Source organism: Neisseria sicca VK64 (genome assembly GCF_000260655.1).
Taxonomy (GTDB): Bacteria; Pseudomonadota; Gammaproteobacteria; order Burkholderiales; family Neisseriaceae; genus Neisseria; species Neisseria sicca_B.
This window is the reverse complement of sequence record NZ_AJMT01000150.1, coordinates 1-12,979: the sequence shown is the minus strand read 5'-3', so window position 1 is coordinate 12,979 and position 12,979 is coordinate 1. Positions and strand designations below refer to the sequence as shown.

At 54.3% G+C, this 12,979-nt stretch carries 13 protein-coding genes; 8 read left to right on the top strand and 5 right to left on the bottom strand.

The window, feature by feature from the left end; genetic code table 11:
• Positions 1-94 precede the first annotated feature (94 nt).
• From pyrE to argA, 3 genes are all read left to right on the top strand, one after another.
• Complete coding sequence (gene pyrE, locus HMPREF1051_RS08995; RefSeq protein WP_003767436.1) at positions 95-736, top strand: orotate phosphoribosyltransferase; 642 nt, start codon at positions 95-97, stop codon at positions 734-736.
• A gap of 111 nt (positions 737-847) precedes the next feature.
• Positions 848-1,312: an MJ0042-type zinc finger domain-containing protein gene (locus HMPREF1051_RS08990; protein WP_003767447.1), complete on the top strand. Its 465-nt coding sequence runs from the start codon at positions 848-850 to the stop codon at positions 1,310-1,312.
• On the top strand, positions 1,309-2,616 hold the full coding sequence (argA, locus tag HMPREF1051_RS08985) for an amino-acid N-acetyltransferase (protein WP_003767428.1): 1,308 nt from the start codon (positions 1,309-1,311) through the stop codon (positions 2,614-2,616). The genes HMPREF1051_RS08990 and argA overlap by 4 nt, the downstream gene beginning before the upstream one ends.
• Here the strand turns inward: argA and HMPREF1051_RS13565 are convergent.
• From HMPREF1051_RS13565 to HMPREF1051_RS08970, 4 genes are all read right to left on the bottom strand, one after another.
• Positions 2,608-2,817, bottom strand: a complete 210-nt coding sequence (locus HMPREF1051_RS13565; RefSeq protein ID WP_003767454.1) for a hypothetical protein — start codon at positions 2,815-2,817, stop codon at positions 2,608-2,610. The two genes, argA and HMPREF1051_RS13565, sit on opposite strands and share 9 nt — an antisense overlap.
• On the bottom strand, positions 2,814-3,437 hold the full coding sequence (locus HMPREF1051_RS08980) for a TIGR01621 family pseudouridine synthase (protein ID WP_003767430.1): 624 nt from the start codon (positions 3,435-3,437) through the stop codon (positions 2,814-2,816). Before HMPREF1051_RS08980 ends, HMPREF1051_RS13565 begins: the two co-directional genes overlap by 4 nt.
• Positions 3,438-3,447: 10 nt before the next feature.
• Positions 3,448-4,020 carry a TMEM165/GDT1 family protein gene (locus tag HMPREF1051_RS08975; RefSeq protein ID WP_036492696.1) on the bottom strand — a complete coding sequence of 191 codons (573 nt, stop codon included), beginning with the start codon at positions 4,018-4,020 and terminating at the stop codon, positions 3,448-3,450.
• Between the two features lie 490 nt (positions 4,021-4,510).
• Complete coding sequence (locus HMPREF1051_RS08970) at positions 4,511-5,164, bottom strand: hypothetical protein (RefSeq protein WP_036492694.1); 654 nt, start codon at positions 5,162-5,164, stop codon at positions 4,511-4,513.
• Positions 5,165-5,566: 402 nt separating this feature from the next.
• Here HMPREF1051_RS08970 and HMPREF1051_RS08965 point away from each other — a divergent pair, with 402 nt between their 5' ends.
• The 4 genes from HMPREF1051_RS08965 to HMPREF1051_RS08950 all read left to right on the top strand — a co-directional run bounded on the left by HMPREF1051_RS08965 (position 5,567) and on the right by HMPREF1051_RS08950 (position 9,670).
• Complete coding sequence (locus tag HMPREF1051_RS08965; protein WP_036492692.1) at positions 5,567-6,994, top strand: alanine/glycine:cation symporter family protein; 1,428 nt, start codon at positions 5,567-5,569, stop codon at positions 6,992-6,994.
• A gap of 198 nt (positions 6,995-7,192) precedes the next feature.
• Positions 7,193-8,338 carry an FUSC family protein gene (locus HMPREF1051_RS08960; protein ID WP_003767442.1) on the top strand — a complete coding sequence of 382 codons (1,146 nt, stop codon included), beginning with the start codon at positions 7,193-7,195 and terminating at the stop codon, positions 8,336-8,338.
• Positions 8,339-8,551: 213 nt separating this feature from the next.
• Complete coding sequence (locus tag HMPREF1051_RS08955) at positions 8,552-9,220, top strand: DNA alkylation repair protein (protein ID WP_036492690.1); 669 nt, start codon at positions 8,552-8,554, stop codon at positions 9,218-9,220.
• A gap of 45 nt (positions 9,221-9,265) precedes the next feature.
• A complete protein-coding gene (locus tag HMPREF1051_RS08950) occupies positions 9,266-9,670 on the top strand; it encodes an SRPBCC family protein (protein ID WP_003767432.1) in 405 nt (134 codons plus the stop codon).
• A 90-nt stretch (positions 9,671-9,760) separates the two neighbouring features.
• On the opposite strand, the gene HMPREF1051_RS08945 is transcribed toward HMPREF1051_RS08950, so the two are convergent.
• A complete protein-coding gene (locus tag HMPREF1051_RS08945) occupies positions 9,761-10,168 on the bottom strand; it encodes a hypothetical protein (RefSeq protein ID WP_231286300.1) in 408 nt (135 codons plus the stop codon).
• Positions 10,169-10,416: 248 nt separating this feature from the next.
• On the opposite strand from HMPREF1051_RS08945, the gene HMPREF1051_RS08940 reads away from it, so the two are divergent.
• Positions 10,417-12,651: a DUF4132 domain-containing protein gene (locus HMPREF1051_RS08940; protein WP_003767440.1), complete on the top strand. Its 2,235-nt coding sequence runs from the start codon at positions 10,417-10,419 to the stop codon at positions 12,649-12,651.
• The last annotated feature ends 328 nt before the right edge of the window (positions 12,652-12,979 follow it).

Here is a 12,979-nt window from a genome sequence, read left to right as displayed (position 1 = left end):
AAAATCAACTCACTTTTTCAGACGACCTGCATTTTCCTCATGAATCCTTTATAATCTCTTCCTTTATAAATCAATATCTTTCGAAAGAAGCAAAATGCCCGATTTCCGTCAAGATTTCCTCAAGTTTGCGCTGGCACAGAATGTATTGAAATTCGGTGAATTCACAACCAAGGCAGGCCGTCAGTCGCCTTATTTTTTCAACGCCGGACTGTTTAACGACGGCGCATCGACGCTGCAACTGGCGAAGTTTTATGCGCAGGCGATTATCGAGAGCGGCGTAAAATTCGACATGCTGTTCGGCCCGGCTTACAAAGGCATTATTTTGGCGGCAGCGACTGCGATGATGCTGGCGGAAAAAGGCGTGAACGTGCCGTTTGCCTACAACCGCAAAGAAGCGAAAGACCACGGAGAAGGCGGCGTATTGGTCGGTGCGCCGCTCAAAGGCCGCGTATTGATTATCGACGACGTGATTTCTGCGGGAACATCTGTGCGCGAATCGGTCAAACTGATTGAAGCGGAAGGCGCAACGCCCGCCGCCGTCGCCATCGCACTCGACCGCATGGAAAAAGGTACGGGCGAATTGTCCGCCGTTCAGGAAGTGGAAAAACAATACGGCTTGCCCGTCGTCGCCATTGCCAATCTGAACGACCTGTTCACGCTCCTGCAAAACAATGCAGAATTCGGCGGCTTCCTCGAGCCGGTCAGAGCCTACCGCGAACGCTACGGCGTCGCCTAAAATACGATAAACAAAAGGTCGTCTGAAAACGGACAATCCCTTTTCAGACGACCCAACCCAATCAAACACACATTAAAACAACACATCCCACACTTTACACGGAAAACCCCTATGCCCGCCTGTATCTGCCCACACTGCAAAACCTCACTTTGGGTCAAAGACACCCAGCTCAACGTCGCACAAGGCTTTGTCGTTTGCAATAAATGCGAAGGCCTGTTCAAAGCCAAAGACAGCCTGGCGCCGTCTTCCGCCCCCGCCAATCCCGACACGCTGCCCAACGCCGTTACCGACGTCCGTCTCGTACACGACATGGGCGGCAACATCCGCAACCGCAAACAACTCTCCCGCCACGAAATCGCCAGCCTGCTCGACAGCGCCGAACGTGCCAAAAAAGCCAAAGAAGAGGCGGCACGGCGAGCCGAAGATGAAAAACGGCGGACTGAAGAATTTCAAGCCCTGATGGCGGCAGCCGCTGCCAAACCCGCCAAATCCGAAGAAGGCTTCAACTGGACGCTGGCGGTACTGGTTGCGCTGACCGTCCTCATCATGCAGCTTTTCTATCTGGTCTTGTTATGAACACATCTCCGGGCTTTGTCGCCGATTTTCGTGAAGCCGCGCCCTATATCCACTACCTGCGCGGCAAAACACTGGTTATCGGCATTACCGACAGCCTGCTCGAAGGCGACACCCTGAACCGGCTCGCCGCCGATTTCCACCTGCTTGCCGGATTGGGCGTGCGGCTCGTATTGGTACACGGCACGCGCCATTTCCTCAACTGCCTCGCCGCCGACAGACAATTCGTTCCGCAATACCACCGCAACCGCCGCATTACTGACGACGCCACCCTGCGCGACGCCAAGCAGGCGGTCGGCATGATACGCAGCGACATCGAAGCCGCCCTGTGCAGCAGCGCATCCGCCCCCTTGCGCAACAAACCGATTCCCACCGCTTCGGGCAATTTCCTCACCGCCCGTCCGCTCGGCGTCATTGACGGCATAGACATGGGCTACACCGGCATCGTCCGCAAAACCGATACCGACTCCATCAACCGCCGCCTTGACGACGGCGCCATCGTCCTCATCAGCCCGCTCGGACACTCCTACGGAGGCAAAACCTTCAACCTCAGCATGAGTGAAGCCGCCGAAGCCGTCGCCGTCGCCCTTCAAGCCGAAAAACTCGTGTACCTGACCGAAGAAGCCGGCATTTGCAACGCCGACGGCGTCCTCATGTCCACCCTGTCCTCAGGCGAAGTCCGCCACCTGATAGAAACCGCAAACAACGTTCCCGTGCGCCTGCTCCAAGCTGCCGTCAACGCCGTCGAAAACGGCGTCAGCCGCGTTCAAATCCTCAGCGGACGCGAAGACGGCGGACTGTTGCGCGAACTCTTCACCCGCGAAGGCTGCGGCACCGCCATCGCCCGCGATTCCTTCGTCTCCATCCGCCAAGCCCACAGCCGCGACATCCCCCGCATCATCGCCCTGATACGCCCGCTGGAAGAACAAGGCATCCTGTTGCACCGCAGCCGCGAATATCTCGAAAACCACATCTCCGGCTTCTCCGTCCTCGAACACGACCGCAACATCTACGGCTGCGTCGCCCTCAAAACTTTCGACGACCCCGAAATCGGCGAACTCGCCTGCCTCGTCGTCTCCCCCGAAGCCCGCGACGGCGGCTACGGCGAAATGCTGCTCGACCACCTCTTCCAAAAAGCCCAAAGCTTGGGCATCCGCCACCTGTTCGCCCTCTCCACCCACACAGGCGAATGGTTTGCCGAACGCGGTTTTCAGACGACCTCTCCCGACGCATTACCCGAAGAACGCCGCCGCGACTACCTCGCCAACGGCCGCAATTCGCAAGTGTTCGTCCGAGAATTAGCCTAAACGGGATTCAAACCCAAGGTCGTCTGAAAACTGCCGACGACCTTGTTTAGCGCCCCCAAACATCAAACATGACTTTAAAACAAGCCTGACGGTTTGCCGCCCTCTTTCATGAAGAGAAGATGACAAACCGTCAGGCTTACGTTTTGAAAAACTAAAAAGAAAACGCTGTTGCAGCAGGTTTTCAGGCGGCTTGATGTTCACAAAAAATCGATATTCCTAAACGGCCACTCCTCACTCAAAGGCGCGACAATTTCAAACGTCTGACCTTGATAGTCAAATTTGATTTTCCACGCATGAAGGAACATCCTCGATGCAGGCTTCCCGGCGTAGAGCGTATCGCCCAAAATCGGGCTGCCCAAGCTTTTCATGGCGACACGGAGTTGGTGGGTTTTGCCCGTATGCGGATGCAGGACAAACAGGCGCAGGCCGGGTTCTAAACTGTGGCTGCCAAATTCGGTTACGGCGGGATTTTCCATGCCGCGCGTCAGTTTCCATGCGCCGCGCCGCGATTTTTCCATATCGCCTTTAATCCAACCTTGCTTCTTAGACGGCTTGTCCGTTGCCAGCGCCAAATAAGTTTTACGCATGGTTTTGGCGGCAAACTGCTGCGCCAACTCCGACGCGCTTTGCGGGTTCAGTGCAAACAGCAGCACGCCGCTGGTCAGCTTGTCCAAGCGGTGCAGCAGCCAAACCTGCTCAAGACCGAGCTGCGCCGCCAGCGTCTGCGTCAGGCTGACTGCGCCCTCTTCCTGATGCACGGATACGCCGCAAGGTTTGTTGACGGCAACAAAATCCGGATGTCTGAATAAGATTTCCCACATTTCAGACGACCTATTTCAACATAATGCCGTCGCCCGCCAAAGTGATGACGCCCAATACGCAAAACAGTACGCAGGCGGAAATCCGCACGGCTTTGGCGGGGATTTTTTTCATGAGCATATCGCCCAGATAAACCACGGGGACAGTTGCCAACATCAATCCGGCAACGCTGCCGAGTACGACCATGGATAAGGATTGGTATTTTGCCGCCAGCAAGACTGTGGCGATTTGGGTTTTGTCGCCGATTTCCGCCATAAAAAACAGAAAAACCGTCGCCCCGAACGCGCCGTATTTGAGCCAACGGCTGTCGGGATTTTCATCTTTATCAGGCAGGAGCAGCCACAAGCCGACCGCGATGAAGCTGATGCCGACCGCCCATTTGACGGTATCGGGGGAAACGGTTTCCGCCAGCCATACGCCGACAAATGCGGAGACCAAATGATTCAGTAAAGTGGCAATGAAGATGCCGGAGACTACCGCGTTTTTCTGGGCGAAACGTGCGGCAAGGAAAAGAGCGAGCAGTTGCGTTTTATCGCCGATTTCGGCAATGGCAACGCCCAGTATTGAAGAGAAAAATGCTTCCATAAGATACTCAACCGAAGCGGGCAAAAAAAAAAGCGTTGCACATACCGCCCGCAAGGGTATGGACAACGCTTACGTCTTGCCTGTCTTCCGGTTTCCAGGAAGATGCCGCCACCATGACCGATTTTTGTCGAACTCAGTCAATTATGTTGATAACGGCTCTGATTGTCAGTGAAAATCAGATGGCTACTCCCGTAAGAGTGTGCGCATTATAAAGAGGTTGGCGCGTAAAGACAATCATAAAGGTCGTCTGAAACGGCTTTCATTTTCCAGAAGCTATTTTATAGTGGATTAACTTTAAACCAGGACGGCGTTACCTCGCCTTAGCTCAAAGAGAACGATTCTCTAAGGTGCTGAAGCACCAAGTGAATCGGTTCCGTACTATCTGTACTGTCTGCGGCTTCGTCGCCTTGTCCTGATTTAAAGTTAATCCACTATACCTGCTTCGCAAAAATGCGTTTCAGACGACCTTTGGTGTCGGACTCAGCCAGCATCAATACAATAATTTGCTGGGTTTGTGTTCGGCTTCGGACAGCTCCACCGCGTTGAGCAGGCTCAAATCCAAAGATGTTTCGGAGATACAGGTTTCGCCGAACACATTGCAATACGTCATGACGAGCTTCATGATGCCGCCGAATTTTTTCTCCGGTAGACTTGCCGACAGCTCGCGGATATCGCCAAAGACGCTGCCGTACACTTCTCCTGAAGCCAGCATATCCAAGCCTTCGCCAACGATAACCAATTTGCTGACCGCTTCAACGATAGCGCGTTCCGCCGCTTTATCGGACACGGACGACACTTGCAGGCGGATGTTTTTCGCCATGCCTTTGCCGTGGTTGCGGATAGTCAATGCCAGCATCTCCGGCTGCTCTTCCACGCTTTGAAGGGAAGCATGCAAGACGGGATGGACTTTTTCCTGCTGTATCAATTTTTCCCTGCGCAGCCATTCGTTCTTTTTCCGCGCAATGACCGAAACCGCCGTCCATGCCAACCACACCAGCGCAACGGCGCAAACCGCGGCAACAACGGGCGCCAAATCAGCAAGATAGTCTTTAGGGTTAAACCAAAGGCAGGCGGTCAGAAAGCCCGCAAAAAATATTACGACGTATAAAATTGGCGCGAAACGGCTTTGAATCGTAGCATGCATAGATTTTCCTGTTTGTAGCACAAAGGTCGTCTGAAACCGGACTGCCGCGTTTATCGTCATACAGCCGGAATTTCGGATGGCATTCTAACGTAAACCGTATTTTTCGGCGCAATTGAATAACAAGCGGTAACAGTTGGGAAATATACGGCACTTTGCACCCGGTTCCGAGACAGGCCCAACCCGTTTTCAGACGACCTCTTTCAGGCATTTGTCCGCTTCGTACAGGAAAGCGGATCCGGCCTCACCCGCCCCCAATCAAGGATTTTAATTATTGAATATCAATCAATTAGATACATTATTTCACGCCGATATAAAACTTTTTCAATTTGTTGACAGTCTGTTACAATGCACTACTTCCGAACGGCGGCAAACCGTCCGTCATTCAAACTCAGAAAGGTTTTTATGGATAACAACTTTACCGAATCGCTGCACCAATTGGTTCAGAAAATCAATGATCCGATGTGGACAGGGCTGGTGTATGTCCTGCTGGGTGCAGGGCTGTTTTTCACAGTTGCCACCGGTTTCGTACAATTCCGCCTGCTCGGACGCAGTATCAAAGAGATGCTCGGCGGCCGCCAACAAGGCGATGATCCGCACGGTATTACGCCGTTTCAGGCTTTCGTTACCGGACTTGCCAGCCGCGTAGGCGTGGGCAACATCGCGGGCGTAGCGATTGCCATCAGCAGCGGTGGTCCGGGCGCGGTATTTTGGATGTGGATCACCGCATTGATCGGTATGAGTTCGGCGTTTGTCGAATCTTCACTGGCGCAGTTGTTCAAAATCCGCGATTACGACAACCATCATTTTCGCGGCGGTCCTGCTTACTATATTACCCAAGGCTTGGGGCAAAAATGGTTGGGCATCGTATTTGCATTGAGCCTGATTTTCTGCTTCGGATTCGTTTATGAAGCCGTTCAAACCAACACCATCGCCGTAACCGCCAAAGCCGCGTGGGGCTGGGACGAACATGCGGTCGGCGTCGCATTGGTCATCATGACTGCGCCGATTATTTTCGGCGGTATCCGCCGCGTTTCCCGCTTTGCCGAAATGCTTGTTCCGCTGATGGCGACTTTATATCTGCTGATGGCGCTCTACATCATCATCACAAACATCAGCCTGATTCCTCACGTCTTCGGTCAGATTTTTGACAGCGCGTTCAACTTTGAAGCAGCCGGCGGCGGCCTGCTCGGCGGCTTGATTTCGCAAACCATGATGATCGGTATCAAACGCGGCCTGTATTCCAATGAAGCAGGTCAAGGTTCTGCACCTAACGCCGCAGCGGCAGCCGAAGTCAAACACCCTGTTTCCCAAGGTATGATTCAAATGCTGGGCGTATTCGTCGATACGATTATCGTGTGCTCCTGCACGGCGTTTATCGTTTTGGTTTACCAACAACCTTACGGCGATTTGAACGGCGCAGAGCTGACCCAAGCAGCGATTATCAGCCAAGTCGGTGCATGGGGCGCAGATTTCTTGGCAATCATTCTGTTTATGTTTGCCTTCTCTACCGTCATCGGCAACTATGCCTACGCCGAATCCAATGTGCAGTTCATCAAAAACCATTGGCTGCTGACCGCCTTGTTCCGCATGCTCGTTTTGGGCTGGGTATATTTCGGCGCAGTCGCCAACGTCCCGCTGATTTGGGATATGGCGGATATGGCGATGGGTACGATGGCATGGATTAACCTGGTCGCCATCCTGATCCTCTCTCCGCTTGCCTTCCTGCTGTTGAGGGACTACACGGCGAAACTGAAAATGGGCAAAGACCCCGTCTTCAAACTTTCCGAACATCCGGGCTTGAAACGCAAAATCAAATCCGATATTTGGTAAACCCATAGCCCGGTTAAAAAGGTCGTCTGAAACACCATACAGCGTTTCAGACGACCTTTTGCCTTTTACCGAATCTCCCCAAACCAATCCGTTTCAGCCCTGCCGAAAATCCTTTATTCAGAAACCTGTATCTCCCTATCGATTCCCGTTACAATACCGCACGATAAACCCAAAAATCTCAACAAGATAGCCCCAATCATGAACGCCTCACAACGCGAACGCTTCGTCAAACGCTGGCTCAACTCCTACGAACGCTACCGCTACCGCCGCCTCATACACGCCGTCCGGCTCGGACTGGCCGTACTGTTTGCCACCCTGCTTGCCAAACTCCTCCACCTCCAACACGGCGAATGGATAGGCATGACCGTATTCGTCGTCCTCGGCATGCTCCAATTTCAAGGCGCGATTTACTCCAAAGCCGTCGAACGCATGCTCGGTACCGTCATCGGTTTGGGCGCAGGCCTGACCCTGTTGTGGCTCAACCAACACTACTTCCACGGCGGTATCCTTTTCTACCTGACCGTCGGCGCCGCCAGCGCAGCCGCAGGTTGGGCGGCAGTCGGCAAAAACGGCTACGTCCCCATGCTTGCCGGACTGACCATGTGCATGCTCATCGGCGACAACAGCAACAACTGGCTCGACAGCGGCCTTATGCGCGCCATGAACGTCCTCATCGGCGCCGCCATCGCCATTGTCTCCGCCAAACTCCTGCCCTTGCGTTCCACGCTCATGTGGCGGTTCATGCTTGCCGACAACCTGACCGAATGCGGCAAAATGATTGCCGAAATCAGCAACGGCAAACGCATGACCCGCGAGCGGCTGGAGCAAAACATGGTCAAAATGCGCCAAATCAACGCCCGCATGGTCAAAAGCCGCAGCCACCTCGCCGCCACCTCGGGCGAAAGCCACATCAGCCCCGCCATGATGGAAGCCATGCAGCACGCCCACCGCAAAATCGTCAACACCACAGAGCTGCTCCTCACCACCGCCGCCAAGCTGCAAGCCCCCACCCTCAACGAACACGAAATCCGCCTCCTTGACCGCCATTTCAACCGCCTCCAACGCGACCTGCGCCTGACCGTCCGCCTCATCAAAGGCCACTACGCCCGCCGCATCCGCATCGACACCGCCATCAATCCCGAGCTGGGCAAACTCGCCGCCCGCCTCCATTACGAATGGCAGGGCTTCCTCTGGCTCAGCACCAATATGCGCAACGAAATCTCCGCACTCGTCATCCTCCTGCAACGCAGCCGCCGCAAGTGGCTGGACAAACACGAACTCCAACGCCTGCGCGAACACCTGCGCGAAACCCGCGAAGGCGATTTGGAAGAAGAGGTCGTCTGAAAACAAATCCTTTCAAAGAACCCGCCATATCAAAGAAAAACAGAAAACAGATTCAGCCAGACAACCCGCCAAGATTTTTCGAGAAGCTCTGCACCCACATTTAGGATGAAAATGTTTCCGCTAAAAAACCAGCGCGGCGAAAGGGAAGCAGAACAAAGACCAAGATTTCAGACGACCCCAAACCCTGCCATCTCCTGCAAAAAGGAAAAACGTATGGACTACCCCGCCCTGCTCGCCGTCCTGCAACAACACGCCAACCCCGAACGCGCCGTGCCGATGCAGGCATACATGAAACACCGCTTTACCTATTTCGGCATCGGCAAACCCCAGCTTGCCCACCTGTGCAGCCCGTTTTTCAAAGGCGCCGCCAAACAGCCGGTCGATTGGGATTTCGTGCGCCGCTGCTGGGACGACCCGCACCGCGAATTGCAATATGCCGCGCTCGAATACCTGAAAAAAATGCAGAAGCACCTGACCCCGCAGGACATCCCGCGTTTGCAAACGCTGATTACCGAAAAATCATGGTGGGACAGTTCGGACGTCCTCGACCGCATTGTCGGCGGCATTGCCCTGCGCCACCCCGAAGTCAACAACGTCCTATTGGCATGGAGCACGGACGACAACATCTGGCTGCGCCGCGTCGCCATCGACCACCAATTGCTCCGCAAACAACGCACCGACACCGCACTACTGGAAAAAATCATCTGCAACAATCTGGGGCAAAAAGAATTTTTCATCAACAAAGCCATAGGCTGGGCATTGCGCGATTACAGCAAAACCAACCCCGAATGGGTACAAGGCTTTATCAACCGACACCGGCACAAAATGGCCAAACTGAGCCTGCGCGAAGCAGGTAAATACCTGCCGCCGAAGGCCGTCTGAAAAGCTGCCTGAAATCCCGTTTAACCCGAACGCAAAGGAATCCCCATGTCAGTCCAATCCCGCATCCGCTACACCGTCCCTGCCGACATCCAAACCGTGTGGCGCACCGTTACTTCACTGACCGACTACGCATGGCGCAGCGATTTAGCAAAAATCGAACGGCTGGACGACACACAGTTTGTCGAGCACACTCAATCAGGCGCGGCAACACTGTTTCGCGTTACCCAAAAGCAGCCGCCGCATTTATGGGCGTTTGACATGGAAAACGACTATTTTTCCGGACATTGGACGGGACGTTTTACCGCAGTGGGCAACAACCGCACCGAGTTAGATTTTGCCAAAGACATTACGCTGAAAAAATGGCTGCCGCGCTGGCTGGTCAAATTTTATCTGCGCCGGCAGCAGCAGAAATACCGCCGCGATTTGTGCCGCAAATTGCAAAACATTTAAGCATGCAAAAAGCAGCCTGCACTTTGTTTTATAAATGTGCAGGCTGCTTTTGTGTTCCAACACCGTGGAAGCTCGCGTTTTCAGGCGGCCTTATCGGGGCGGCCGTCCCAAAACATGATTGTTACAATTCACGCGCCATGAATTGCTGAGTGCCCAGTGATAATCGATGATGATGCCTTCCGAATCGGTGAAAAAGGTACGGTCGCTGTGCTGGCCGTAGCAGACGTTGCTGTAATAATTGGTGATGATGGGGCCGTTTTGGCTGCTGCCTTGGTATTCTTGGCCGCCGGGGTAATAGTAGGTGAAACGCCAGAAATAGGAATAGCGGTTCTCGCCCACTTTGACGCGTTCAGTGTCGGGCGCACGGCCGTAGCGTTCGTAAACAATATCGATGGGTTTGCCGACATAGCGTTTCATACTGGAATCGAGGCTGGAGCAGGCGGCGGACAGGCAAACAAGGCCGGCCAGAAGCGCGGTGCGGACAAAGGAAATGGACATGGTGTTCTTTCTTCGAGTAAAACAAAGTGCGGGATAATAAAGAAAAAAAAGGAATCGGGCAAGGCGGCCGTCTGAAAAAGCAGCCTGCACATTCAATCAATGCACGGCAAATCCGAATATTCGACTGCGCCGCCTGTTCGGTATAATCCGTGCAGGCTGCCTGCAAAACGCAGTTCCAACGCAGCAAAACCACCAAGCCACAAGGAGACACCCATGAGCAAACAACACACCTACCGCGCCACCGTCGAATGGACGGGCAATTTGGGCAGCGCATTTTTGCCGCCATGCTGGACGACAACGGACTGTCCAAGCAGCAGATAGATTTCTATCCGCTCAAATATCTGATCAACCAAATCAAAAAACAGTTTCCCAATCCGAGCGATACGCTTTCGGAATGCCTGAAAAACGCCTGCGACCGTTACCGCGTCTTTATGGAAAGCCTGTGGAACAAGAAAGCCGCTACCGCCAACCTTGCCATTCTGGCAGAACTGGCGGGCGGTTCCGACGAAGCCTGTTTCCCCGCCCAAGACGACGAGTTTTCCCAATACGCCAATCCGCAACTTGCCGCGCTGCCGCCCGAACAGCAGGAAGTATGGAGCAAGATCCTTGCGCTTGCCCTGTCCGCCAATGCGGGCAAGCCGAGCGAAAAATACCTGAAAGAGGCTAAAACGCTGATTGACACTCTGGGTGCAGACAGGTTCAAAAAAATGCTGCACGGCTGGATAGAATTTGTCTGCGGCAGCGAAGTGCAGACCGAAACCGTCACCCACGGAGAATACAGTTACAGCACCCATGTCCTGCCTGTTTGCAGCGTCAACCAGACCGTGCTCAAAGGGCTGGTGTGGATGTGCAGCCATTTCCACGACAGCGCCACCCTGTCCGCCCTTACCCAACTTGCGCTGCATTCATACGACAAAATCCCCAATCTCGGCGCGCGCTATGCTTCCGTGGGCAACGCCTGCTTCTACGCGCTGTTCCGCTCCAAAGGGCTGGACGGCATTGCCTGCCTTTCACGCCTGCGCCTGCGGATTAAGTTCAGCAACGTGCAGAGCGCGATTGCCAAATATTTGGACGAAGCCGCCGCACAGCGGGGCGTGTCTCGCAACGAAATCGAAGACATGGCGGTGGACAGCTTCGGCTTGCAGGAAGGCTGCCGCGACTACGACTTCGGCGGCTACACTTGCCGTCTGGCGGTAACGGGCGTAGGCAAGTCCGAACTGCGCTGGTTCAAACCCGACGGCTCGCCGCAGAAAACCGTACCCGCCTTCGTGAAAACCGACCATGCCGACAAACTGAAAAAGCTCAAAGCCACACAAAAAAACCTCAACACCACGCTCACCGCCCAACGCGACCGCTTGGACCAAATGATGCGCTCCGAACACCGCGTACCGCTGGAACACGCCGAACAGTATTACTGGCAACACGGACTGATGTCCTGCCTCACGCGCCCGCTAATATGGCAGTTTTTCCGCGACGAAAACGATACGCAGGGTCGCACTGCATTGTGGTTGGACGGAACATGGGTGGACGAAACGGGCGCGCAAACCGATGTTTCAGACTGCCTGCAAATCAGCTTGTGGCATCCCGCGCTCGCTACGCAGCAAAGCATCGCCCAGTGGCGTCAACTGCTGTTGGACAAAGAAATCCGCCAGCCGCTGAAACAGGCATACCGTGAAATCTATCTGCTCACCGAAGCCGAAATCAACACCAAAACATACAGCAACCGCTTTGCCGCCCACATCCTGAAACAACACCAATACATGACGCTTGCCAAGGGGCGCGGCTGGAGGGGCTCGCTGGCAGGCGCGTGGGACGGCGGCGACGATGCAACCGTATCGTTGGATTTGCCCGAATACAACCTGCGCGCCGAATTTTGGACAAACGCGGTGGACAGCGAAGAAGCGTGGACGGAAAGCGGTATCTGGCAGTATGTCAGCACCGACCAAGTGCGCTTTCACCGGTTGGACGACGGTTACAATGCCACCGCGCTGGACTTAATTGATATTCCGCCGCGCGTGTTTTCCGAAGTGTTGCGCGACGTGGATTTGTTTGTGGGCGTGGCGAGCGTAGGCAACGACCCGACTTGGGAAGACAACGGCGGAGAGGCGCGTTTTTACAGCTACTGGCAGAGCTATTCCTTCGGCGATTTGGGCGAAGTCGCCAAAACCCGCAAAGCCGTGCTGGAAACCCTGCTGCCGCGCCTGAAAATCGCCAAGGTTGCCCACATAGACGGCAACTTCCTCGTCGTGCAGGGCAAACTGCGTACCTACAAAATCCACATCGGCAGCAGCAACATCCTGATGCTGCCGGACGACCAATACCTCTGCATCGTGCCCGACAGCCGCAAAAAAGACGCATCAGACAAGCTGTTTATCCCGTTTGAAGGCGACAACACGCTCTCGGTCGTCCTCTCCAAAGCCATGCTGCTGGCGGAAGACGACAAGATTACCGACAGCACGATTACCTCGCAGATTCAGCGGTAAATTGGGACAGCCTGAAAAACGCAAATGCCTCCATCCTTGCGGTTTCAGGCTGTTTTGGAACACAGGACGCGTAGGCAGCACATGCCCGCCCTACGGCGAGAACACAAGGCATAGGTCGGGTTCAAACCCAACATTTCGGGAATGTTTGACCGTTTTGTTGCGGTTTGAGCCGACCTGCGCTTGTTAAATATCTGCTGCCGAAGGTCGTCTGAAAGCGCAGCCTGTCCTTCGGGTTATCAAATTTCAGACGACCCGAAACCTTCAACAACAAGGAAAAACCATGCTCTCCACCCAAGCAAAGCAACTGATGCAACAATATAAAACTCAA

Excerpts from the sequence above, each read along its gene's own strand:
- pyrE (WP_003767436.1), top strand. The coding sequence starts at position 95 with ATGCCCGATTTCCGTCAAGATTTCCTCAAGTTTGCGCTGGCACAGAAT.
- HMPREF1051_RS08990 (WP_003767447.1), top strand. The coding sequence starts at position 848 with ATGCCCGCCTGTATCTGCCCACACTGCAAAACCTCACTTTGGGTCAAA.
- argA (WP_003767428.1), top strand. The coding sequence starts at position 1,309 with ATGAACACATCTCCGGGCTTTGTCGCCGATTTTCGTGAAGCCGCGCCC.
- HMPREF1051_RS08980 (WP_003767430.1), bottom strand. The coding sequence starts at position 3,437 with ATGTGGGAAATCTTATTCAGACATCCGGATTTTGTTGCCGTCAACAAA.
- HMPREF1051_RS08975 (WP_036492696.1), bottom strand. The coding sequence starts at position 4,020 with ATGGAAGCATTTTTCTCTTCAATACTGGGCGTTGCCATTGCCGAAATC.
- HMPREF1051_RS08970 (WP_036492694.1), bottom strand. The coding sequence starts at position 5,164 with ATGCATGCTACGATTCAAAGCCGTTTCGCGCCAATTTTATACGTCGTA.
- HMPREF1051_RS08965 (WP_036492692.1), top strand. The coding sequence starts at position 5,567 with ATGGATAACAACTTTACCGAATCGCTGCACCAATTGGTTCAGAAAATC.
- HMPREF1051_RS08960 (WP_003767442.1), top strand. The coding sequence starts at position 7,193 with ATGAACGCCTCACAACGCGAACGCTTCGTCAAACGCTGGCTCAACTCC.
- HMPREF1051_RS08955 (WP_036492690.1), top strand. The coding sequence starts at position 8,552 with ATGGACTACCCCGCCCTGCTCGCCGTCCTGCAACAACACGCCAACCCC.
- HMPREF1051_RS08950 (WP_003767432.1), top strand. The coding sequence starts at position 9,266 with ATGTCAGTCCAATCCCGCATCCGCTACACCGTCCCTGCCGACATCCAA.
- HMPREF1051_RS08945 (WP_231286300.1), bottom strand. The coding sequence starts at position 10,168 with ATGTCCATTTCCTTTGTCCGCACCGCGCTTCTGGCCGGCCTTGTTTGC.
- HMPREF1051_RS08940 (WP_003767440.1), top strand. The coding sequence starts at position 10,417 with ATGGACGGGCAATTTGGGCAGCGCATTTTTGCCGCCATGCTGGACGAC.